We start from the raw sequence: 24,617 nt of genomic DNA on the forward strand, positions 1-24,617 counted from the left end.
TAAAACTAACCTAATGTATATACTTTAGTTTCTTGGATAAACTGTTGCAATAAACTGTTTATCTGTTGCTGATAAAACAGAGTTATTTCCTACACTAAATCCATTTGTAGTAAGAGCACTGCTTATGCTGTAATGCATAATCGACTGCGTGTCATAAGCACTATACTGAGTTTGCGTAGTTGAATAGGTTGCAAAAAGATTGTTATCCACATCATTTTTACTCCAATAGTTCGGATAACCAGCGTAATAAGCGTACACTTTATTTTTATCCCATGGAATATTCGTTAAAGGATGTTGATGCTCGTGTATCATTCCTAGCGCATGACCGAACTCATGGATAACTGTTCTACTGAACTCTGCATCGCTAGTCGAATTATCAAACCAACCAAAGTTCATTGTTTCTTCATTAGATGGAATACTAAGGGCTTGTGTTCCTAAATAAGAATACGATCCTGCTCCTTGGGTAAAAGTAACTCGAATCTGAGGAGTTCCAGTTTCCACAAAATTAAAAGTGATATTGGCATAATTAGACCACTCCTGCGCGTATTGCTTAACCTTACTGCGAACATAAGGAGTACCTCCATATAGTCCTACAGTAATAACACTTCCATTAGGCCACTTTGTACTTCTAACAACAGCTCCTCTTGGATCTGTTCCTTTAGGATAAACATCTTTACAGACTTTCGCTCCTTCAAATCCTGAAACAATATCCGCTTTAGGTACTGCTCTTAATTCTTTTAATCCACTAGTACTATCATTTACTGCTGTATCATTGTCATTAGTATTACATGATACCAGTGCTACTGAGATGAATGACCCTAATAGGATCTTGTGGTGTAATTTCATATTATCAATATTGTTTTGGTTTATAATAACATAAATTTAACAACATCAAATCAATATAAAAAACTGACAACAAGACAATTAACTAAAACGGAAGTCAACCTACAGCAAGTGTTAAAAAAACAAGCATTTCCACCCCTTTAAAGTCTAAATATTAGTTATAAATAAAAATATACCAATAAAATCACTTTTTATCCTTAAATTCAAGTAATATATTATAAATCAATATATTTAAAATACTATAGCAATTGGTTGTGTTTTATTATTTGAATTAATTCCTGATAATCCGTTACATTAAACTCATGTAGCATTTTACTTATTCGCTTTTGTATAGCACTTGTACTTAAAAATACAAAGCTCTCTAACTGCGTAATTTTATATCCATGAGATAAATACATTAAAATCTCTCTGTTCTTAGGGTCTAGAAGTGTATTTTTAGCGATTACCTTTTTGATAGACTCCTTGGCAATAGGGCTGTAAAAAAGTTCCGGTCCTTTATCATTAAGAATCAAATCCTGTAAAGTCTTGGCTGAAAAATCAGATTTTACAATCAAGGCATCTATTGTTTTATTTCGGTAAATGCTATAAAGAATAAGTGCTTCCTCATGGGCTGTAATTAGAATAATATTACACTTAGGAAAGCGCTCTTTAATCAAGGTTGTACAGTCTAAACCTGAGGATATATTTTGCTCCTTATATATAGGCATATCATAATCTATAATAGCTACATCAAGCTGTTCTAAGCCAAGAATCTGTTTATAGAGTTCCTCACAGTTTTGGGCTTTTATATACGTATTAGATTCATTATTTAAAATAGAAATATACCCCTCTAAAGTCATAAAATGATCGTCGGCTAGTAATATGGTCATATAGGCGTTTTATAAAAATTACAAAGCAATTTAGGAATAAAAAAGAACTACACAATCTTAAATTTATAAAAATTACAACAAAATAAAACTATACTTCCTTTTCACTATAGGGAATTTCTAAACTAATCGTTGTCATCTGATTAAGGGTAGAGATAGTCATTTTTCCTTGTAGAGATTGTAGTCGATGCCTTATATTTTTAAAACCCAATCCTTTATTTATTTTCTTGGTATCAATACCAATACCATTATCATGAATTTTAACTACAATATGCTGTTCACTTAAAAGAATAATAACTAAACACTTACTCGCATGAGCATGTTTATTTACATTTTGAAGCAATACTTGTACAATAAGGTATAACTGTGCTTTTTGATACCAGGTGTAAAAATCCCAATTAATAAGTCTATCAATAGAACACTCAAAAACAGTTTGAAATGGATTTTTCTGACTTAATATTAAATTCTCAAGTACTAAGCTAAAGTCTTGCTCTTGATTAAACAAGGTCTTATGCATATTGTGAGATAAGGCTCTGGTCTGCGCTTCGATTTGTGTTAATTGATCGATTAACTTTTCTTTCTCTTTAGTTTGATCAGTTGACAATTGTCCGAGATTGATACGCACCGTAAACACTCTATTAATAATAGAGTCATGTAGGTCTTTGGCTATTTGTTTTCTTTGTTTATTTTTTGCCTTATAGGTTATGCTTTGTTGTTGTAAAAGCAAAGCTTGAATCTGGTGTATAGCCTGTTGATCTTTTTGCTGATATAAGAGTTTTTTGTTTTTCATTTGCAAACTAAGCACAATAAAAAACACAATAGACAGTAAGACGACAAGCAAAATGACTCCTCCTAAATATGTATTTCTTTGCTTTAAAAGATCATTTCTCTTTTCTATTTCTCCTGTTTCATATTCAATACGGGCAAATTTATTTCTAGTCTGACGCTCTAGAGTTCTTATGCTATCTTGGGTTCTGAGATAAATAGTGGTATAAAACTCTTTGTCATTTACATCGTATTCGGATAAAAACTTTAGACTTTCGATTAACTCATAAAGATTCCTATCCTCTGCCGCCATAGCATAAGCGTCTTTCATGAGAATTAAAGCCGCTATGGTATCTTTTTTTAGAAGACTTAGCTCTGCTATTCTTATTTTACTAGCGACAATGCCTTGTTTATGATTAATCTGGGTACGAATCTCCAAAGCAGATTCTAGTGTAGATTGGATCACCTTAGTATCCTCACAAAGGAGCATCTGATTATATCCATAGTTATTTAAAACCATCGCTTTTAATCGTGGAAAACTATCAACATACTGGTTTCTAAGCGCAATCTGAAAGTAATTTTTGGCTTCTTGTAAATTACCTACTTCTTGATAATAGCCTCCTAGATTATTATAATACGATAGCCAGGAGCGTTGTAAATTATATCTATCATATCCTTCTTCTTCTAACCTATTTAGCAATTCTGGTATTTTTACATAATACTCTAGAGCTACTCTGTACTCTTTCAGTTCTTTTAGTACCGAAGCCATTTGGAAGTTGGCTTCATAGATAAGTCTTGTGTTTTTTTGTTTGGATAACACTTGTAGAACTTGGGCTATCGTGGTCTCGCTCTCTGTATAAATCCCTGTATCGTGTAAAACACCTGCTTTATAAGAAAGCATTTTAGCCCAGTTGATACTATCTTGTTGTAAAGCATAAAGTTTCTCCGCTTTGAGATAATAAAAGTAAGCGCTATCTAAAATTTGTTTCCTATCGTAATAATCTCCTAAATACCAATAGGTCTTGGCTATATGTGCTGTATCTCCTTGTTGTTTTGAGTAAGTATACAGTTTTTCTAGATTTTTCTTAACCTTTCTATCCCGCTTTATCCATTCGTAACGGTTAGCTAATCTTAAGAGTGCTTCTCTAGTCAAAGAGTCATTAGGTCTTTTTATGATCAAAGTAGCAATACTGTCTAGATAAACTTCTTTATCAATAGCCTCAGCATAACCTTCAAAATAGTTTGTCTCTTTCGTTTTTTTCTCTACTACCCCATTACAAGATAGACAACAAAATAAAAACAATAATAAACTAAAACGCATAACGATTCTTTTATAACCAAAATAATAAAGCGATCCAAGATGAATCGCTTTACTATACTGCAAAATCTATAACCTTAAAAAAGGTAAACACTTATTACTTTCCTTTTCCTTTTCCGTTTCCTTCTCTCTTTGTTTTATCCTTATCTAAATCAAAATCCCCACGATCATTCATCTCTTCAGTAGAGAAGCTTTTCGTTTCAACTTCCGTTTCATCTTTTATTGTAAGTACTCCTTGCGCCTTTGCTTGTTTCTCTCTTTGCTTTACTTCTATATCTTGTTGTAAATTATCATCGTTAGAGCAAGATACCACCATGGTTGAAAGAGTTACTAACCCCATCATAAAATAGATTTTTTTCATACTGTATAGATTTAATAACTAACTATAATAACTACTCCATAGTTAGTTATGGTTATTAATAAACAATAATTTAAGATGTAAAAACATATTCACTCTAAGTAGAATTTAATTTCTGCTGTAAAACGCTTTTATATTATTCTATTTCTATAATACGTTCTTCGATAGTCTATCGTCACTTTTATCAAAGAAGGACTGCTTTACTTATAATAATTACAACAAAGAGTTTTCTAAATCACTTAGTATAAGTTTTATATCATAAAATAGATACATCTAAATTTCATTTATAAACTTAAAGCAATAATTACACTTACTGTTGTAGTTTAAACTCATAAAATGTTAAATTTTTATCTCATTGATGTGGTAGACGCAATGTATTGTGTAGCCATATGTGATTGTCCTTCTGTTGTATAAATGCATTATGTATTGCACAGAATGAAACCTAAAATCCTTGATATACTTACCAAAGTCAAGAACAATAGAATAAAAAAACGACAATACAGCCTAACCATATTGTCGTTGTATTTTATATCAAGAGCCTATTAAAAAAGAACTATTTCTTAATTAAAAAGCCTTTGGGATCGGTATTCCAGTAACTACGTTGACTTCTTTTCTACATTTGATGGCTACGCCTTTATACATTAAGGTAAACTCGGCGTATGGTTTATAGACTTTGTTTAACTTAATAGTATAAATCTGTTGTAGTGTATAGGTTTTAGAATCTCTAAAGATCACTCGATTATATCCGTCATAGAGAATAAAGTCTTGTATAGAAATACCATCTCTCCTAGAACTAAACAGCTGATACTGTAATTCGCCTGTATGGGTTCCGTCATTTTTAATCTCGTCAAAGATTTGTGAGCTGACCAAAACATCATTTATAAAACTGATCACTTCTACTCTCATTATGATCGATACATGAGGATTTTGTTTACTTCGAAGGGTTACATTTGTCACGCCTAGTTGACCAAAGAATGTTTTGATATATCCGTTAATATCAATTTTGATAATTGGATTATCCATAGTCACTTCGAAGTCCTCAAAAGTTTCACCTAAAGGCAGTAGAACTAGATAAAATTGTTCTTCTTGTTCTTCGACAATTTTTATATTGGTGCCATAAGGTGTTTTAATTTCAAGAATCCCTTTAGAGACCACTCTTACCTCTATTGATTTCCTTTTGCCATTAGGCAATATAACGGTTAGTGTACTACTATCCAATCTATCAGAGTAGAGTGTTTCGTTATCAAATAAACTAATGCCTCCTGGTGAAATCTCCCATTTGACTCCAGCAGTACTGGCTCCCTTTGGTAGGGTACGATAAGGGATCTTATTTTGTTGCATCCCCGTAATTTCAATAATATCTTCATCAAAAATAATGTCTTGGAGTTCATTGTTTTCAACGATAACTGTAATAATAGCTTTAGACTTTCCAAACTCTACAGTGATTTTAACTTTACCTTGTTGATAAGTAGTAATCTGTCCTTTATTTATAGTTAAAATATTAGAGTTTTCTACAGTCCATTTTAGTTGATCTAACTCAATATTTTTAATTTCTAATAGATCGTTTAGATTGAAAGTCTTATTTGTAACTAAAGATAATTCTTTTTGTTTAAATTGTAAAATCTGTTCTTGTACACTAATTTTCATACTCGTCTGAACATTAGTATTCTTTACTTTGGCTGTAATTTGGATTTCTCCTTCTGAAAGCGCTTTACCTATGCTTCCATTTAAACGAACAACACTTGGGTTTTCACTGAGCCAGACAACTTGTTCTTTAGTTGCATTCTCAATCTTGAGTTCATTCATCAAGTCAAAACTATCGTTTATCAATACTTGTTTTTCTTTATTGATAAAAGTGATAGTCACTTTTTTTTCTCTAATGCCTTCATCTTCTGAAGAGCACCCTAATACTACTAATGAGAAAAGAGTTAGTAGTACAAATTTTGCTTTCATAATGTTTTTTATTAAAGAAGATTTTCCTTTATCCTCTATTAAATTTACGATTTATACAGCTTTATTTTCTTTAAAAACCAATAATAACTATACCTTAAAATACTAAAAATCAATATTTAACACCTTTAAAAATACCCAGCTTTTTAGAGGCAAAAAAACATTAAATACAATTTACATGTTAATTTTTGCAAAATTAACATACACTCCATACATAAAACAATAATATATGTTTTTTAAACTCTATTTTTTTATCATTACACCTTGCTTTAGCCTATATACGTAATTTATTTTATGCTCTTTTAAGAGGTTAACCCTAGATTTCACATGAGGTAAATCTAATATACAAGGTCAAGTTCACACCTCTTTCTGTAACTCTACAAGTATACCCTAATCTAAATTAAAGCCTAGAATATTTTATTGATTTTCGTTTATATGTCTATCGTGTAATCTTGATTTAAAAAATCATTAACTTTATCCCTTTATTATTTTAAGATGAAAGGAATTATTCTCGCTGGGGGATCTGGAACTCGATTACACCCACTAACATTAGCTGTAAGTAAACAACTCATGCCTGTCTATGACAAGCCAATGATTTACTACCCTTTATCCACGTTAATGCTAGCGGGAATCAATGAAATTCTGATTATTTCTACCCCTACTGACCTTCCTAACTTTAAAAAGCTATTAGGAGATGGAAGTCAAATAGGCTGTTCTTTTACCTATGCTATACAAGAGGAACCTAATGGATTAGCACAGGCTTTTATAATCGGAGAGAAATTTATCGGTAAAGATCCTGTAGCGCTTATCTTAGGAGATAATATCTTCTATGGTAGTGGCATGTCCAAACTATTACAAGCTTGTGTAAAAAGTGCAGAACCAACGATATTCGCTTATTCTGTCACAGACCCTCAACGCTATGGTGTAGTAGAATTCGATCAAGATAAAAATGTACTATCCATAGAGGAGAAACCACTAGAGCCTAAATCTAATTTTGTGGTTCCTGGTTTGTACTTTTATGACAATGATGTGGTGAATATCGCCAAGACTATTCAGCCTTCTAAAAGAGGAGAATACGAGATAACAGACATCAATAAAGAATATTTGAGACAAGGTAAGCTGAAAGTAGGCATATTAGACAGAGGAACGGCTTGGTTAGACACAGGTACGTTTGCTTCTCTGATGAAAGCTGGTCAATTCGTTCAAGTCATCGAAGAGCGCCAAGGGCTAAAAATAGGAGCCATTGAAGAAGTTGCTTATCGAATGGGATATATCACAAAAGAACAACTACATCATATCGCTCAACCCCTATGTAAAAGTGGGTATGGAGAATATCTAATGGCAATAGAGTAATAATGTATTAAACCCAAAATCTGCGTTAGCCACATACTACAAAGTAATTCTACTTCATATCTCTTTCATTAGTTCTGTAACCATACTAAAGTATGCTTGTATCGCTAATTCAGACCTATTTTGTATAATTACTTTTCGCTTATATGTCTATCGCTTGTTTTGGGTTGAAAAGGCCTTGTACCATCTCAGAGTACAAGGCCTTTTCTATTTACTTTATATACTGTTTTTGATAATATTCTTGGTAAGCTCCACTTGTTACATTCATTAACCAGTCTTGATTATTCATATACCAGTCAATGGTCTTCGCTAATCCTTCTTCAAAAGTCACTGATGGGCTCCACCCTAACTCTCTATTAATCTTAGTTGCATCTATAGCATATCTTAAATCATGTCCTGGTCTATCTTTTACAAAAGTGATTAACTGTTCACTCTCTGCTACTTGGCGCCCCAAGACTGTATCCATCTGTTGACACAATTCTTTGACTAAATCAATATTTTGCCATTCATTAAAACCTCCGATATTATAAGTCTCTGCATTACCTCCTTTGTGAAATACATCATCAATCGCTCTGGCGTGATCTAAGACATAGAGCCAATCACGAGTATACTTCCCATTTCCATAAATAGGCAAGGGTTTCTTATGGATGATATTGTAAATACACAATGGAATTAACTTCTCTGGGAAGTGATTTGGCCCATAATTATTAGAACAATTGCTCACTACATAAGGCATTCCATAAGTCTCACCATAAGCTCTTACAAAGTGATCTGAGCTAGCTTTAGAGGCAGAATAAGGGGAATTAGGATCATAAGCGGTCGTTTCGGTAAACAAACCTACCTCTCCTAATGTTCCATATACTTCATCTGTGCTGACATGGTAAAAACGCTTTCCTTCCCAGTTGTCTTGCCATAAGGCTTTAAATGCTTGTAGTAAATTCACTGTTCCTATTACATTTGTTTTCACAAAAGCCAACGGATTAGTAATGGAACGATCTACATGCGACTCTGCAGCTAAGTGAATCACAGCATCAAACTGCTCTTTCTTAAATAGTTCCTGAATAAATTGCTCATCTGTGATATCTCCCTTAATAAAGGTGTAATTAGGGGCAGACTGTATATCTATTAGATTCTCTAGGTTTCCTGCATAAGTCAGAGCATCTAAGTTATAGATGTGGTATGCAGGGTACTTATTTACAAAATGTCTAATGACGTGTGAACCTATAAAGCCTGCACCGCCAGTAACAACAATCTTCTTCATTCTACTTACTTTTATTATTTCTTTATTCCACAAAAATCTAAAACTACTTTTCCACTTGGAATTTCTACTGTTTTAAATTCATTATGTGCTACTAAGAATACAATAATATCTGCTTTTTCTATAGCTTCTTTGTAGTTCGTTAACTTGAACACTTTGTGGTCATGTACATTTGGTTCTACAATATACATATCAGCATCTCCTGAATCTTGCAAAATACGTTCCGTAATATAGATAGCTGGCGATTCACGCAAGTCATCTATATTCGGCTTGAAAGCCAATCCCATTACTGCAATAGCAGGTTGACGTCCCTGTTTTAATTCAAACTCTAAACGAGCTGATTTTACTTTTTCTGCACACCAAAATGACTTATAATTATTCACTTCTCTAGCATGAGCAATAATTCTAGATTCCATAGGGAATTCTGATACAATAAAGTAAGGATCCACTGCAATACAATGCCCTCCTACTCCACATCCTGGTTGCAAGATATTTACGCGTGGGTGTTTATTTGCTAATTCGATTAATTCCCAAACATTAATCCCTGCTTTATCACAAATAAGTGATAACTCATTAGCAAATGCAATTTGCACATCTCTAGAAGAGTTCTCTGTCAGTTTACACATCTCTGCTGTACGCGCATTTGTTTTGTGTAAAGTTCCCTTTACAAATTGGCTATAGAATGCTACTGCTTTTTCTGTAGAGGCTTCATTTACCCCTCCAATAACACGATCATTGTGAACTAATTCATACATCACATTTCCTGGTAATACGCGCTCTGGACAATAAGCTAAATAAATCTTACCTTCAAGCTCTGGGCGTTCTGTAAAGATGTATTCCATCATCTTCTCTGTTGTTCCTACTGGAGAGGTAGATTCAATGATATATAAATCACCTTCTTTCAATAATGGAAGTATAGCCGTAGTTGCTGCCTTTACATACGAAATATCTGGTTCATGATTTCCTTTAAATGGAGTCGGTACAACTACTAAATATGTATTAGCTACAATAGGAGTAGTTGCTGCTTTTAAATATCCAGCTTGTACAGCTTCGGCTACTGCCTTGTCTAAATCTGGTTCTACAATATGAATTTTACCTGCATTAATCGTATCTACCACATGCTGAGAAATATCCACTCCATGTACACTTATTTTATTTTGTGCAATTAATGCTGATGTTGGTAATCCTATATATCCTAATCCTATTGTTACTACTTGTGTATTCATTTATATATCTTTTTATTAGACGTAGATATTACGTCTCTACTGTATTCCTTTTATTAGACGTAAGGTATTACGTCTCTACTGTAATTTACTGATAAATTCCACTATACGTGCACATGCTTTTCCATCTCCATAAGGATTGTGTAAAGCTGACATCTTCTCATAGCGAATTATATCTGTCAATAAGCTATTTGCCTCATTTACAATTTTATCTTTATCTGTACCTACTAAGATCACTGTTCCTGCAGCTACAGCCTCAGGGCGCTCTGTCGTATCTCGCATCACTAAGACAGGTTTTCCTAAGCTTGGTGCTTCTTCTTGTACTCCTCCACTATCTGTTACAATCATATAACTCTTATTCATCAACCACACAAAAGATGGATAAGCCAATGGGTCAATTAATTTGATATTATTAATTCCTGATAAAATTTCGTAAACAGGACCTTTTACATTTGGATTTAAGTGTACAGGATAAATAATCTGTACATCAGAATGTGTTAAAGCAATTTCTTTTAGTGCTTCACAAATACGAATAAACCCATCTCCGTGGTTCTCACGTCTATGACCTGTTACTAGAATAAGCTTTTTAGCAGGATCGACAATTTGCTTTAATTGTGTGATTTCTTCATTTTGCAAGTCTTCTACACGCTCTACACTTTCTAACAAAGCATCAATAACTGTATTTCCTGTAATAAGGATATCTTTAGTAGCAATATTCTCTCTTAATAAGTTTTCTTGAGAAGCTGCGGTTGGTGCGAAGTGATAATCTGTCACACGACCAGTGATCTGTCGATTTATTTCCTCAGGAAAAGGTGCTCGTTTATTATGTGTTCTAAGGCCTGCTTCTACGTGACACACCTTGGCTCCACTGTAAAAAGCTGCAATACTTGCTGACATCGTTGTAGTAGTATCTCCATGTACATATACATAATCAGGCTTGAACTCCTCTAAAACAGGCTTTAATCCTGTGATAATATCCCCTGTTAAAGAATACAAATTTTGATTGGGTTTCATCAAATTCAAATCATACTCTGGTATAATATCAAAAAATTCTAAAACCTGGTCAAGCATCTCTCTGTGTTGCGCGGTTACACATACACGTGTATCAAATTGATCATTGTGCTTCTTAAACTCTTTTATTAAAGGAGCCATTTTGATAGCTTCTGGTCTTGTACCAAATACAATCAAATTCTTTTTCATAGTTAAATAATGTGTGTTAATGTCTGTTTTTATTTTTTAAAAAAACAGTTAATATCATCAATTTAATAGTCTCTTCTTATATTACATTTGTAATAAAATTCATCTAAATATAAGAGATACTCTAAAGAATATAAATCCTAATATTTTATATCCTTGCATTTTTATTGCTTAATTTACGTGTTAAAGTTTATTTTCCTCTACCTATTGTATAAACTTCAAATCCTATATCTTCTAACGCTTGACGATCTAATATATTACGACCATCGAATATAAAGGCTGGCTTCTGCATCTTATCGTAGATACGTTGCCAATCATACGTCTTAAACTCATCCCACTCTGTCAATACTGCAATACCATGTGCTCCTTCTAGAGCAGTATAAGGATCTTGGTGCACTGTCAAATGTTTTTTATTCAACTCCGCCTCACGAGTCGCTAAGTAATCTAAATCAGACAACATCTGTTGTTCCATTACTTTAGGATCATATACGTGGATCTGTGCTTCTTCCTCAATTAACTCATTGGCTACATAGATAGCCGCTGATTCTCTTGTATCATTGGTATCTTTCTTAAATGCCCATCCTAAGAAAGCTATTTTTTTATCGTTAACTGTATTGAATAAAGTCGTTACAATATTTTCTGCAAAACGACGTTTCTGATGATCATTCATAATGATTACTTGCTCCCAATAGTCTGCTACTGCATCTAGTCCATAAGACTTAGCGATATACACTAAGTTCAAGATATCTTTTTGGAAACACGACCCTCCAAATCCTACAGATGCTTTTAAGAACTTGTTCCCAATACGGCTATCTGTACCAATAGCTCTAGATACTTCAGCTACATCTGCCCCTGATACTTCACATAGTTCTGAAATCGCATTGATAGAAGATACACGTTGTGCTAAGAAGGCATTGGCTGTCAGTTTAGAAAGTTCTGACGACCATACATTGGTACGCAAAATACGCTCCTCAGGCACCCATGCTTCATAAATAGATGCTAACGCTTCAATAGCTTCTCTTCCTCTCGGAGTTTCTGCTCCTCCAATCAATACACGATCAGGATTCATCAAGTCTTGAATAGCTGTACCTTCTGCTAAAAACTCAGGATTAGAGAGTATTTCAAACTCTACTGCATTGCCTGTTTGATCAAGAATTCGTTTAATTGCTTGTGCAGTTCGCACAGGAAGTGTAGATTTCTCTACTACGATTTTATCTGTCTTGGCAACTCGTGCAATCTGACGAGCACATAGCTCAATATATTTTAAATCTGCAGCCATTCCCTTTCCTTTTCCATACGTCTTGGTTGGCGTATTTACTGAAATAAAGATCATATCTGCTTCATCAATAGCTTTATCTACATTGGTATCAAAAAATAAATTGCGCCCTCTTGCCTCACCAACCACCACATCTAAACCTGGCTCATAAATAGGTAATTTACTCAAATCCTTATCATTCCACGCTTTGATACGCGCTTCATTTAAGTCTACTACTGTTATTTGAATATGTGGGTTTTTCTGTGCAATAACTGCCATAGTAGGCCCACCTACATAACCTGCTCCTATGCAACATATTTTTTGTATATTCTTCATATAATCTCCAAAAGTATAATTCTTATCTAGAGTCTATTAACTCTTATAGTCTTAACCCCTCTTATCAGGGGCTATAAACAATAGGTGTAAAGTTAATTATTTACCTACTATAAGCAATAGGTGTTTTTATTTATAAATTCTATGTGTGACATGTATTTAATGCAAGGTGTTGCCTCTACTGTTAAACGGATATACGTTGTCAGGCGTATGAAAACCGCACGGATTACAACCTTAAATCCGCACGAACAGGAACCATTCTTAATTTTTAATTCCCCGAAGGAAGGAAGTCGTTTTCTTCTTCTAATATCACTTTATAGATTAAATAGGCTTCTTGGTATTGATTTCTACGGGTTAGGAATTTAGCTTCTTCTAATAGTTTTTCTCTTTCTGCATGTACTCTTGAGCGATAAGACGTTGCTTTTTGACCAATAGTTTTATCCTGTACATAAAAACCCGCTACATTCACTGTCAATTCCTCTCTCACATAGATATATTCAAATTCGTTTAGATACGTTGTCGCTAAAGAATACTTTTTTTCTTCAAGGTAACCATTGACCTTGTCTAATAAAACATAGGGATATGATGCGTGATAAGCTGTTGCTAAATCATATGGTCTATAGACATTGTTATATTTTTCTGTTCTAAAGATAAGGTGATTGGGAAATAGGTCTTCTCTTTGGGTATATACTTTGGTCAAATAGTTCGCGAACTTTTTGGCTAATTCTTTTGGTAAATCTGACAACCTTTTTTGTAATCTACCCTTGCTATAAGGGAGTGAACAAGTTCCTAATATATCCGATTGGCAGAAGTAATCGAAGTGATACATATAGCGTTTTCCGTTATAAATAACGATATAAGTAAGGGGCATTTGACTACCAAAATAGGGTCTACAGTAAAAAACTGGAATAAAAACCGCCTGAATATCTTCGTGTTCTTCAAACCAAATTCCCTCGTCATAAAACATCAACATTTGGTTATCTGGAAGGCGTTCTCCATAGTTTATACTTACTTTATTCTCTTCGTTAATCAACTCTATAGAGATAATGGATTCGTATCCACCCTTAGCAAAGATTCCCTTGCTATCATAGTTATTACAGGTCGCTCCTACTTTTATATATAGGCTATTCTCACCATTAAGGTCACGCCAAAGCTTCACTACACTCACTTGATCTTCATCTACTTGCTGCCCCCATACTAGAGAGCTCATCAATACACAACAACAAATAAACCATCGTCTTACTAAGTCGTCATGCTGCTGTACTATTGTTAACCAAGATTTTGTTTTCATTCAAGTGATTTCTACTGATTCTTTATGTTCTTCCAAATTTACTATTCTTCCTCAATATTGCTAACGCCTTTTTGCTAAAAAGCGTATTTTCTTTCTTAAACAAACATCTTATTTGAATTGTTATCTCTCTAATTCAAAATAAATACTTCATTATTCGATTATTAATTATACCTTTGTGCCTGTATTATTAGTTAATAGATTTCTGCCTTAGTTATTCTAAAATTAAATAGTTTTAAAAAACCTCGTTTAATTTTACTTCCTTGGTCTTTACTTTATTTAACTCTTGATTCTTTTACAATTTCAATAGAAAGTAAAAGATGTTTCCCTGCTTATGCTCTTAGAGCTTTATTGCAAAAACAAAAGACCACTTACCTACGAAATATGAGTTTCTGATGCATAATAGAAAAACAAGTTCACTAGGATAAATAATACCAAAAGACTTTAAGACCTAATAGTTTTAAAGCATATAAAGATAAAAGAATAAGTACAGGCAATAATAAATGAACTTTAAAGATTTAGCATTAACACAAGAGATACAAACAGCATTAACTAAAATAGGTTATTCTACAGCTACTGAAATACAACAAAAAGCAATCCCTCCTATTCTGGAAGGAAAAGATGTAATCGGTACTGCTCAAACAGGTACAGGTAAAACTGCTGCTTTTGCTATTCCTATTTTACAAAAACTGCACTCTACTCCTAAATCGACAAAAGGTATAAGAGCCTTAATTTTAGTTCCTACAAGAGAATTAGCAATACAGGTAAAAGATAGTTTTTTAGACTATAGTACTGAGCTTCCTCTGAAAACAGTAACTTTATTCGGTGGTGTACCTCTTCCACCTCAAGTAAGAGCGTTAAAACAACATCCCGAAATTATCGTGGCTACTCCTGGTCGACTATTGGATCTAATCAATCAAAAAATAGTAAAGCTTTCTAATCTAGAGATATTAGTACTAGATGAGGCTGATCAGATGTTAGATATGGGATTCATACACGATCTTAAAAAAATTCTTAAATTTGTTCCTACTAAAAGACAATCTCTGTTCTTCTCAGCTACAATGCCTAAAGAAATAGAGCAATTCGCTAGAACAATCGTCTACAAACCTGTAAAAATAGAAGTAGCTGCTGAAGTAATCACAGCGACAACTATCGAACAGCAAGTATACTATACAGAGAAGAAAGATAAGAAAACGTTATTACACACTATCTTAAAGGAGAATACGGAGTCTACATTAGTATTTACAAGAACGAAATACGAGGCTAATAACCTAGTTAAATACCTTCAAAAGGTCAATATGGTGGCGATGGCTATCCATGGAAATAAATCTCAAAGTGCTCGTGTTAAAGCATTAGATGATTTTAAAAATAAGAAAATCAATATCCTTATCGCAACAGATATTGCTGCAAGAGGAATAGATATAAGCAAACTTCCCTTTGTGATCAACTATGATATACCAGACAAACCAGAGACTTACGTTCATCGTATCGGTCGTACTGGACGAGCTGGAGTACAAGGGGTTGCCATGTGTTTTTGCACACCTGAACAACGAAAAGAGCTGAAGGATATTCAGCGATTTACAGGTATCAAAATGCAGGTAAAACAAGAAATTTAATATTAACTTAAAAACGCAATAAATATGGCTGATTCTTTTTCGAAAAAAGAGAAAAATAAAAAGAAAGCACAGAAAAGACAAGAGAAAGCATTAAAGAGAGAGGATCGTAAAGTAAACAACAACAAGGGTAAAGATCTTGAAGATATGTTGGTTTATGTAGACTACAATGGTAATCTAACAGACGTTCCGCCAGAAGAGCAAGACATCGAAGCAGCTAAAAGGGAACTTGAAGAGCGCTTAGCGGCAGCTTCTGCTCCAGATACTGAATGCACTGGAGTAGTGACTTATTTTAGCAGTAAAGGTTTCGGGTTTATAACTGAAGATGATTCAAAAGAAAACATCTTTGTACACAGTAGTCAGTCTAATCAGCCATTACAGCAAGGTGATAAAGTTACCTTCAAAAAAGAAAGAACTCCAAGAGGCCTAAGTGCCGTTGAAGTAAATAAAATTTAAATACTTAATATTATGCAAGAAGGAACAGTAAAATTCTTCAACGAAACTAAAGGTTTCGGTTTCATTACTCCAAATGATGGAGGACAAGACATTTTCGTACACACAACTGGTTTAAACGAGAGAATTCGTGAAAACGATGCAGTAGTTTATGAAGTTGAAAAAGGTAAAAAAGGATTAAACGCTGTTAACGTAAGAAGAGCTTAATTCTTTTTTAATAGGTACGAATATTTTAATGTTCCTACTTATTAGATAAACTAAAAAAAGGCTAAACAAAATATTTTGTTTAGCCTTTTTTGTTTATATATCTAACAGATTCCAAATCCGTACGAACCAGTATACGTGGTCGACGTATGTGATTGCCCCTACCATTATGTATTGAATGGAGGTGATGTAGACTTTCATTATCGCGGATTTCAACCTTAAATCCACGCAAATTGGTATATATGCCGTAGGCAAACGTAATTCTTAATTTTAAATTCTAAATTAAGCAAATCGTCTATGTGTATTCTAAACAAATAACCGCTTTTTTCAGTTCTTTACTATAAAACAGGTATACACTATCCGCTCCATATTGCTGAAATAGATAACCTGTAAAACGTCCTATATAAGTAAAAATATTCCCTTCTTCATCATATGGTAAATTTGTAAGATTAGTAGAGTCTTCAAATTGCATCGCTTCCTCAAAAGTAATCTCACATTCCTTTAAACAATCTTTATCCTCCTTGCTCTGAAACTGAATATCGTCTAATATACCAGCTATCTCAGGGTATTGAATGTATTCTAGGTTATCCTCTACTCCTTTTTCTAGACTTTCCATCGTTTCGATTTTAGTCGAGTAGTTACCTATTGTCATCGGATAGATCTTACCATGCTTCTGATAATACTGCTTAGCAAGCTCATAAGTCTTCGTATTTAGCTTATACGCTCCTATAACGCTATCATGATCCGATTCACTAGCTTCCTTTTCAAAACGATCTAAAAGACTCTCCACAAGCCCTTGATCTGAGTCTGGTGTTATAAAAAATGTATGTTTGCTCTTTAGCTTATTTCTAAAATCAGAAGATGTGGTTGATTCAAACTGTATTAACCAAGCCTCTAAATCTTCTACTGTCTCAATATTAGCTCTATTGATTCTGTATTTTGCTACCATTTCTTGATTTTGAGGAGTAATCCCCTCTTTAACCATCTTTTCGTAGATAAAATACCCCCAATCACCTGCAAAACGATACTTATCTCCAACTACATCAAAGCCTAACATATCTTCCTTACAATACCCTAAATGATACATCTTTGTTTCTTGTCCTACGCATCCATCATAAATCTCTTTTACGGAGACAAAGTGTAACCATTGGTCTTGATCTGGGTAAATACATTTTAAATTAATAGAACAAATCGGTAAAAAATGTGTGCTATACTGTGAAAGATCTCCTTCAAATACTTGATCGTACTCAGGAAAACACTTTATAAATTGAGGCTCTATTATCATGGTGAGCTATCTATGTTTTAGTTTGTTTTATTTTAAAAATTACTTCTGTACCTATATTTATTTTAGAAAACACATGTAGTTGTGAGCCTAATTCTACTGCTCTTTCTTTCATATTCTGAATACCTATTCCTCCTCTAGGAGCCTTCATATCAAAACCGATTCCATTGTCCTTTATTCGAACAGTTATTCCTTCTTTATCCCCTATAAAGCTTATGGTACAAAGTGAAGCTTTTGAATATTTATTAACATTGTGAATAGCCTCTCTAATAGTAAAAAACCACCATTAAAAATGGTGGCTTTGTTTTTCAGATTAGCCCCAAAGGGGCATTACGATTGATTATCATTATGTTCTTGATACTTGACATATCGTTTTATCATATCTTCGTCCAATCCTACTGTACTAACAAAATATCCACGAGACCAAAAATGATTACCCCAATATGGCTTCTGTTTTAATGTTGGATATGTTTTGAAGAGTTTTATAGCTAATTTAGCTTTAAGAATTCCCATAAATTCACTGATAGATACTTTGGGGGGAATCGAACATACTAAATGAATATGATCTTTCTGAATATTCATTTCTTGTATTTGAACACCTTTCCAACTACTAATCAATTGAATATCATATTCAATCAAACTTTTTACCATTCCTTCCAAAATTTGGAAGCGATACTTGGGTGTAAAAACTATGTGATAATCACATTTGTAATACACATGCGTTAATTTTCTATATTTACTCACTGTTTTAAATGTTTTATAGTACAAACCTATAAAAGGCATAGCCTATAAAACATCACCACCGCCAAAGGCGGTGGTTTTCTATACTTAAATAAAATAAGTATGGACTTTCTCTATAGCGGTTAGCTCTTCTAAATAGTCAGAATCACTACATTCTAAATTAAATATAGTATCCCATTTATTTTTTTGAAGTGATGCTAGATCTTCTATCAAACTTATAAATTTAGTTTCGCTAAACAATTCATTATTTATCAACGAGTGTGACAGCCCTCTGGTTGATTTCTCTAAATGTTCTAATTCAGTAATCAAAGTATTCTTTAGACTCTCATTTTCTGTTTGCAATTGTTGAAGATTAAAACGAATTGTAAAAATACAATTAACTATTCCATCGTGAATATCTTTAGCAATTCTATTTGTAACTGATTGCTTCACTTCAGTAACGATTGTACTTTTCTCTAAGATCAATTGATAAATACTTTCATTCGCTTCTTTTTGTTCTGTTATGAAGTTTAATTCTCTATTTTTACTTCTCAGTCTATAAATAAATACTCCTGCAGAAAGTCCTAAAATAATAATTAGACTAGTCACTAAAACCAACAAAACCGCACTTCTAAGTTCATGATTTTCGGTTACCACCTTCTCTGTTTCATACGCTATTCTAGCGAAACGGTTACGAGTTGTATAATCTTGTTCTTCTAAAGCCTTATTAAGCTCAATAATTTGCTTTACTTGATTTTTGTTCTCGTATTCTTAATGTAATAGCAAAAACTCTAATGCTGTACGCTGAGCAACCTTAATGTCTCTATCCTTTGAAAGTTGATATGATTTTTCTGCCCATTCAAAGGCTTTAACACTATCTCAAATAGCAATATACAATCCTGCCGCATTCATAGCCTATTCATTTGCAGCGAAATAATTACTAATTTCTAATGAGCGAGCATAGGTATCCTCTATCTTAGTTATCAAACTTCTTTCTTTAGCTCCGATTTCCTTGTTGTGTGTTACCGCAAGCATCAAATCAGATTTAGCCATATTAGCCTCTAAAAAATCTAATAATATTGGAGTTGTTTCTGCCCACTTATAAACCAATCCTGCTGCTGCATAATCATATGCTTCCTTATAATCTTTTCTAAAATAAGCCACTTCAGAAAGATTATAATACAACATCATTAAAGCATCTGACAGTTCACGACGATCTAGTATTTTATTCTTATTAAACTCCTTTTTCATCAAGGTCAATGCTGTAAGTAAATAACTCTTAGCCGATACAAAATCTTGACGTTCAAGCAAACACAATGCCATCATCTGATTCGCTTCAAAAGGTATTGGGTTAAGAGGATATCTCTCTAAAATACGCAAAGCATTAGCTACCTTAACCTCGCTCTCCATAACCAATCCCTTTTCAAATAACAATCGAGCCTGATAGAACTCCATTTCACCTATTTTCATCGAATCACCTAATTCTTTATAGACATTCTCCGCTTTGATGTAATAGTAATAAGTACTATCCATAATACCTAAGTCGTGATAGTACATTCCAACGTCATTATAGATATTAACAAGCATATACTCATCCGATTTGGCTTCTGCAAAACGAATAGCTTTTCTAGTCAGTTTTAAAAATGAAATAGAATCACGTGTCCATCTAAGTTCACTTAACACACTATCTATGATAATTCTATTATCAGCAGTATTCTTTAAGCTAAGTGCCCTATCTACTGCTGGTTTAAGCACCTGTGCTAAGCTATCTTTATAATCGTTGTCATACCATACTGCATATAGTTGATCATAATCAGTCTTACCCATAATTTTAGACCGACTACAATTCACTAATAACAATGCAAATACAACAAATAGAAAATTAATTTGGCGAAGTTTTTTCATATCAGTTTGTATCAATACATCACAAATGTAAACAATGAAATTTGAAATCATATCATTGTTTACACAATGCAAACTTATTTTTTATAAAATTCACCAATTACAGATATCATATTATAACACTAATTCTTAGAAAGTTGCGCTCTAGCACACTCCAAGGCTATCTAACTGATTAGATTCTATTTTTAGAAAATGTGATAAACCTTAGAAAACAAGAATACTTACAATGAAGTATATATAAAAAAATACTCCCTAATCAGAATTGGAAGCCTGACTAGGGAGCGAGTCATCAAATAACAGATTTTGATAACGGTGCAATATTACTACCTTTTGAGTAAATATGCAATATTTTTTATGCTGTTTTTTACAAAAATTGACACAAAACAGCTAATAAATCAATAATAAACTCATTGACAAACACTTATATTATAATATACACAAATCAAGATGGGATGTATACAAAAAAATGCTCCCTAATCAGAATTGGAAGCCTGACTAGGGAGCGAGTCATCAAATAACAGATTTTGATAACAGTACAATATTACTACTTTTTGAGTAAATAAAAGCAATTGAGCACATTTTTTTCAAAAAAAAACAACGCTTATATAAAGCACTTATAATAAATGTTTTAAAAACAAAAAGAGCTTTAACCCAAAGGCTAAAGCTCTTTTTTATGTAATAGGATTCCCTTTTCACTATTTATTTAAGTTTAAACACATCCTTATTATGATGTAAATCCTAGCCGAATTAAGCTATCTTGTTGTACTAATTCTCCGTTGCTTTTATAAACACTAGTTGTATCTGTAGCCTTGTCTAATACTTCATAAAAATCAAGTTTACCTTCTTTGTAAAAATAAAAGTATTCATCCTCTTCTCCGATACAGGTCTTGTCAGTTAATACACCATCTTGATAAGTTAAAGAACATCTATACCCTTTCTCTATAAAGAACTCTTCTGTTAAAATACCTCTGTTATCGAAGAACTGTGTACGCTCATTTAAGATATCTTTTATCTTCTGTATATGTCCATTTCGATAGTAAACTTTATGAGCTTGGTTAATATTATCTTCTATACTCTCGATAGATTCATCCTCGTAATAACTATAAAAAACAGTATTTTTATCTATCTCTAAGTCAAAATGGATAACTTGTTTACTTACTAATCTCCCCAATTCAAATCCTTCTACAGTAAAAACTCTGTTCTCTAAAGAAAATCTTGAAGTAACGATTTCTTGTTCCTTTACACATCCTTTCACTGCTACTCCTTTGATAAAGGTCAAATCGAATATACTCTCATTTACTTTACTTTTCAATCTGCATTCCCCATCTAACAAACCTAAGTCCCCAACACAAAACTCTCCATGAAAAAAACTATTATCGATAATGTATCCTCCTTTATCTAAAACTACCTGCTCTGTCTGGATTGCTTTATCATAATACTCACACAGTTCTTGTTGAGTATAATTTTTACACTCTTCTGAATGGAGTTTTTGGTAGAGATCATAATTAACTAAACGTTGAACTATAATTTCTGCCCCACAGTACACTTCATCTATATCGAAGAAGTATGACTGATCTAAAGTTATATATCGTTGTATATTTTTATTCATAATGATAATAAAACAAAAAATTTAACAAATTGTTTTATGCCGTCATTTTTTGATTTTCTCACCTTTACTTCCATATTCTCTATCTATTCACAGTTAAAAAGACAGAACAAAGACGACTAACATATTAACAAAACTAAAACATTTTATTCAATAAATAACATTTAAAAATGATAATTATCAAAAAATATAATTATTTTTTATCCTTAGCCTACTTATTTTTGCTCTATTCAAATACTTATTCCTGATTTTTAACAGAATATATTACATCTTTTTATAGATTATCCCTCTTTATTTAAGCAAGTTTTCTAGTTCTTTTTACCTCCGTTTACTTTCTTATCTAACCTGTTCCAAATAGCAAAAAGAAGAACTACTAAAATAGCATAACTCACTAGCCAGGAAAGGACAGGAGTGTGAAGAAAAAAATAAAACAAAACTCCAATCAAAAATACTAAAGGATATAGCATCACAAATACACAGAATGATTTAGATACAATATTATTCCAATAATACATTCCTTTTAATTCTTTTGGCCTTGGTGAAGCCAACGACATCAAAGAGGGAACAAACATCACTAGACTCCCTAAAAATACAAGACTGACTATACACCACAATACTATTTCCATACAAATACTTCTTTTATGACACAAACTTACAAGAACAAGACCGATGTTGCCCCATCACTTAGGTGATTTTTTACAATACTACTTAAACTAAAAACCACCTAAACTAAAAAAGCTCCCTTTTCAGGGAGCTTCTTAGGCTAATACTGTTGTTTTAGATCCAACAGTGAGGATCGGTCGAAAAAAAAATGTTTTGTTGTTGAACATTATTATTAATAATAGTTATCACAGACAAGAGCTAACTTAAAGCTCTATAACGATAAACTCGCTACGTCTGTTTAACTGATGTTCCTCTACGCTGCATGGTACTCCATTGCTACACTTATTCTGTAACTGAGTTTCTCCATATCCTTCTCCTGTAATTCTACTTCTCTCAATGCCTTGATTCACCATCCACTCTACTGTAGACTTCGCTCTGCGATCAGACAATCTTAAGTTATAATCATCGTTTCCTCTACTATCAGTATGTGAGCGAACATCTATCTTCATAGTAGGGTACTCTTTTAATACTTCTACTACTTTGATTAGCTCTGCTGCTGCATCTGGGCGAATATTAGATTTGTCAAAGTCGAAGTAAATAGGATTTAGCTTAAGCTTTTTAAATAAGTCATCGTTCACTGTCACTGGTTCTAAAGTCTTCTCTAGTCCGATATCTACTCGTTTTACTCCTTGCTCACGTTCTACGATAAATACAACTTCAACTGTATTATACTCCTCTTTCTCAGCTTTAATACGATATTTCCCTCCACAATCTAATAAATTAGACAGATAATATCCTTTTGCATCTGTGATTATTGTATCTGTCTGCTGATAAAGAGCATCTGATAAAATTACTCTAGCATTAACTAATGGCTCTTTAGTCACCTTGTCATACACTATTCCTTCAAGGGCTTGCTTACAAGGTTTTTCTTTAAAGAAATAGATATCATCTCCTCCACTAGCCCCTGGTCTATTAGAACTTACAAATCCTTTATGCGATTTGCTGTCTATATACAAACCGAAATCATCAGATGGACTGTTAATTGGCGTTCCCATATTAGCAACTTGACCAATGCTTCCATCTACATTAATCTTAGCTACAAACATATCTAATCCTCCTAATCCAGGATGACCATCTGATGCAAAAAACAAGAAGTTGTCTTCTGATATAAATGGAAAGGTTTCTCTACCTGCTGTATTTACTTTAGCACCGATACTCTCTACATTGCCATATTCTCCTGTAGGATAAATAGCTACTCTAAAGATATCTGATTGCCCTAATGTTCCTTTTCTGTCTGAAGAAAAATAAAGCCACTTACCATCTGGTGTCAAACTAGGATGGGCTGTATTGAAATAATCCGAGTTAAACGGAAGTTCCAATACTTGTCCCCACAAGCCATCCGCGCCTTTAGTGGCTTTATATATTTTTAATAAAGATGATTTGTCCTTATTGTTTCTTCTCTTTCCTTTTTCACTAGAGTTATTTCTAGTAAAGTACATCGTATTACCATCCTTTGTAAAGACAGCTGTTGCATCATTTACTCTAGAGCTTATCTCTTTAGCAAACTGCTTAGGCTCTGAGAAAGTCCCATCAACGTTAATCGTACTACTGTACAAGGCTGTAAAACTCTCATTAGTCCACTCATGGATAGCCTTATCTACTTCTTGATTACGAGCTGATGTAAAAATTAACTCATTACCTAAAATTGTAGCTCCATAATCTGAAAAAGTAGTATTAATATCTAAAGCTTTAAGATCATATACATCCTTCTTATCTTCTATCTTTTGCAAATAGTCTTTATTTTCTTGAAAAAGTTGTGCTCTAGAATCGTTTGCCTCTAATTTAGAAAACTCTTCCATCTTTTGCTTAGACTTGTCATAACTCTCAACAGATTTAAGCGTCTGTGCATAACGATAGTAATATTCTGATGGAATTGGCTCTTTTCCTTTATCGTCATACTCTCCATCAAATAGTGTTTCATACCACTTATTAGCCTCAGGTAACTTTCCATTAAAATAATAAGCATCGGCTAGCTTCTTTAGCATATCTGCGTTAGTATATCCCTTGTTTGCGATGCGTTCATAAATCTTGATTGCATCTACATAAGCCTGAGTTTGATATTCCTTATTCGCTTTCTTCTCTGCCACTTTCTGTCCATAAGTACTAATACCTACGAAAAGCAACATTGTCAATAAGCTTATTTTTAATAGCTGTTTTTTCATAGTTTCTC

The 24,617-nt window shown here is 33.2% G+C and carries 22 protein-coding genes; 4 read left to right on the forward strand and 18 right to left on the reverse strand.

Going from position 1 to position 24,617, the window contains the following annotated elements; genetic code table 11:
• Positions 1 to 24: 24 nt before the first annotated feature.
• The 5 genes from MYRA21_RS16460 to MYRA21_RS16480 form a co-directional block, all read right to left on the reverse strand.
• The gene (locus MYRA21_RS16460; protein ID WP_006258129.1) at positions 25 to 846 is read right to left on the reverse strand and encodes a M12 family metallopeptidase; all 822 of its coding nucleotides are present in this window, start codon (positions 844 to 846) and stop codon (positions 25 to 27) included.
• 236 nt (positions 847 to 1,082) lie between these two features.
• Entirely contained in the window at positions 1,083 to 1,712 is a 630-nt protein-coding gene (locus tag MYRA21_RS16465; RefSeq protein ID WP_006258130.1) for a response regulator, read from the reverse strand.
• Positions 1,713 to 1,800: 88 nt separating this feature from the next.
• Entirely contained in the window at positions 1,801 to 3,795 is a 1,995-nt protein-coding gene (locus tag MYRA21_RS16470) for a sensor histidine kinase (RefSeq protein ID WP_006258131.1), read from the reverse strand.
• A 94-nt stretch (positions 3,796 to 3,889) separates the two neighbouring features.
• Positions 3,890 to 4,153 (reverse strand): hypothetical protein, encoded by a 264-nt coding sequence (locus tag MYRA21_RS16475; RefSeq protein WP_006258132.1) that lies wholly within the window; start codon positions 4,151 to 4,153, stop codon positions 3,890 to 3,892.
• A gap of 561 nt (positions 4,154 to 4,714) precedes the next feature.
• On the reverse strand, positions 4,715 to 6,103 hold the full coding sequence (locus tag MYRA21_RS16480) for an Ig-like domain-containing protein (RefSeq protein WP_006258133.1): 1,389 nt from the start codon (positions 6,101 to 6,103) through the stop codon (positions 4,715 to 4,717).
• 492 nt (positions 6,104 to 6,595) lie between these two features.
• Here MYRA21_RS16480 and rfbA point away from each other — a divergent pair, with 492 nt between their 5' ends.
• Positions 6,596 to 7,453 carry a glucose-1-phosphate thymidylyltransferase RfbA gene (gene rfbA, locus MYRA21_RS16485; RefSeq protein WP_006258134.1) on the forward strand — a complete coding sequence of 286 codons (858 nt, stop codon included), beginning with the start codon at positions 6,596 to 6,598 and terminating at the stop codon, positions 7,451 to 7,453.
• 208 nt (positions 7,454 to 7,661) lie between these two features.
• Here rfbA and rfbB read toward each other — a convergent pair whose 3' ends face one another.
• The 5 genes from rfbB to MYRA21_RS16510 form a co-directional block, all read right to left on the reverse strand.
• Positions 7,662 to 8,711, reverse strand: a complete 1,050-nt coding sequence (rfbB, locus tag MYRA21_RS16490) for a dTDP-glucose 4,6-dehydratase (RefSeq protein WP_006258135.1) — start codon at positions 8,709 to 8,711, stop codon at positions 7,662 to 7,664.
• A 14-nt stretch (positions 8,712 to 8,725) separates the two neighbouring features.
• Positions 8,726 to 9,934 carry a UDP-N-acetyl-D-mannosamine dehydrogenase gene (gene wecC, locus MYRA21_RS16495; protein WP_006258136.1) on the reverse strand — a complete coding sequence of 403 codons (1,209 nt, stop codon included), beginning with the start codon at positions 9,932 to 9,934 and terminating at the stop codon, positions 8,726 to 8,728.
• 75 nt (positions 9,935 to 10,009) lie between these two features.
• A complete protein-coding gene (wecB, locus tag MYRA21_RS16500; RefSeq protein WP_006258137.1) occupies positions 10,010 to 11,131 on the reverse strand; it encodes a non-hydrolyzing UDP-N-acetylglucosamine 2-epimerase in 1,122 nt (373 codons plus the stop codon).
• A gap of 187 nt (positions 11,132 to 11,318) precedes the next feature.
• On the reverse strand, positions 11,319 to 12,719 hold the full coding sequence (locus MYRA21_RS16505) for a UDP-glucose 6-dehydrogenase (protein WP_006258138.1): 1,401 nt from the start codon (positions 12,717 to 12,719) through the stop codon (positions 11,319 to 11,321).
• 265 nt (positions 12,720 to 12,984) lie between these two features.
• Positions 12,985 to 14,007, reverse strand: coding sequence for a hypothetical protein (locus MYRA21_RS16510; RefSeq protein ID WP_039329916.1), 1,023 nt, complete (start codon positions 14,005 to 14,007; stop codon positions 12,985 to 12,987).
• 500 nt (positions 14,008 to 14,507) lie between these two features.
• Between MYRA21_RS16510 and MYRA21_RS16515 the strand changes: the two genes are divergently transcribed.
• Genes MYRA21_RS16515 through MYRA21_RS16525 form a run of 3 tightly spaced genes read left to right on the forward strand, consistent with a single transcriptional unit; the run spans position 14,508 to position 16,277 of the window.
• On the forward strand, positions 14,508 to 15,620 hold the full coding sequence (locus MYRA21_RS16515; protein WP_006258140.1) for a DEAD/DEAH box helicase: 1,113 nt from the start codon (positions 14,508 to 14,510) through the stop codon (positions 15,618 to 15,620).
• A gap of 24 nt (positions 15,621 to 15,644) precedes the next feature.
• Entirely contained in the window at positions 15,645 to 16,073 is a 429-nt protein-coding gene (locus tag MYRA21_RS16520) for a cold-shock protein (protein WP_006258141.1), read from the forward strand.
• A gap of 12 nt (positions 16,074 to 16,085) precedes the next feature.
• Complete coding sequence (locus MYRA21_RS16525; RefSeq protein ID WP_039329918.1) at positions 16,086 to 16,277, forward strand: cold-shock protein; 192 nt, start codon at positions 16,086 to 16,088, stop codon at positions 16,275 to 16,277.
• 292 nt (positions 16,278 to 16,569) lie between these two features.
• Here MYRA21_RS16525 and MYRA21_RS16530 read toward each other — a convergent pair whose 3' ends face one another.
• The 8 genes from MYRA21_RS16530 to MYRA21_RS16555 all read right to left on the reverse strand — a co-directional run bounded on the left by MYRA21_RS16530 (position 16,570) and on the right by MYRA21_RS16555 (position 24,609).
• Positions 16,570 to 17,559, reverse strand: coding sequence for a hypothetical protein (locus tag MYRA21_RS16530; protein WP_039329920.1), 990 nt, complete (start codon positions 17,557 to 17,559; stop codon positions 16,570 to 16,572).
• A gap of 10 nt (positions 17,560 to 17,569) precedes the next feature.
• The gene (locus MYRA21_RS19525; RefSeq protein WP_082013841.1) at positions 17,570 to 17,827 is read right to left on the reverse strand and encodes an ATP-binding protein; all 258 of its coding nucleotides are present in this window, start codon (positions 17,825 to 17,827) and stop codon (positions 17,570 to 17,572) included.
• Positions 17,828 to 17,886: 59 nt separating this feature from the next.
• Entirely contained in the window at positions 17,887 to 18,300 is a 414-nt protein-coding gene (tnpA, locus tag MYRA21_RS16535; RefSeq protein WP_039330489.1) for an IS200/IS605 family transposase, read from the reverse strand.
• A gap of 84 nt (positions 18,301 to 18,384) precedes the next feature.
• Positions 18,385 to 18,933, reverse strand: a complete 549-nt coding sequence (locus MYRA21_RS19405) for a hypothetical protein (RefSeq protein ID WP_235279978.1) — start codon at positions 18,931 to 18,933, stop codon at positions 18,385 to 18,387.
• 258 nt (positions 18,934 to 19,191) lie between these two features.
• Positions 19,192 to 20,181 carry a hypothetical protein gene (locus MYRA21_RS19410; protein WP_235279980.1) on the reverse strand — a complete coding sequence of 330 codons (990 nt, stop codon included), beginning with the start codon at positions 20,179 to 20,181 and terminating at the stop codon, positions 19,192 to 19,194.
• Between the two features lie 721 nt (positions 20,182 to 20,902).
• Positions 20,903 to 21,787, reverse strand: a complete 885-nt coding sequence (locus tag MYRA21_RS16545) for a hypothetical protein (RefSeq protein ID WP_039329922.1) — start codon at positions 21,785 to 21,787, stop codon at positions 20,903 to 20,905.
• Positions 21,788 to 22,092: 305 nt separating this feature from the next.
• A complete protein-coding gene (locus MYRA21_RS16550) occupies positions 22,093 to 22,410 on the reverse strand; it encodes a hypothetical protein (RefSeq protein ID WP_039329924.1) in 318 nt (105 codons plus the stop codon).
• A 240-nt stretch (positions 22,411 to 22,650) separates the two neighbouring features.
• Positions 22,651 to 24,609, reverse strand: a complete 1,959-nt coding sequence (locus tag MYRA21_RS16555; protein WP_039329926.1) for an OmpA family protein — start codon at positions 24,607 to 24,609, stop codon at positions 22,651 to 22,653.
• Positions 24,610 to 24,617 lie beyond the last annotated feature (8 nt).

The organism is Myroides sp. A21, assembly GCF_000807225.1.
In the GTDB taxonomy this organism is placed as follows: Bacteria; Bacteroidota; Bacteroidia; order Flavobacteriales; family Flavobacteriaceae; genus Flavobacterium; species Flavobacterium odoratimimum.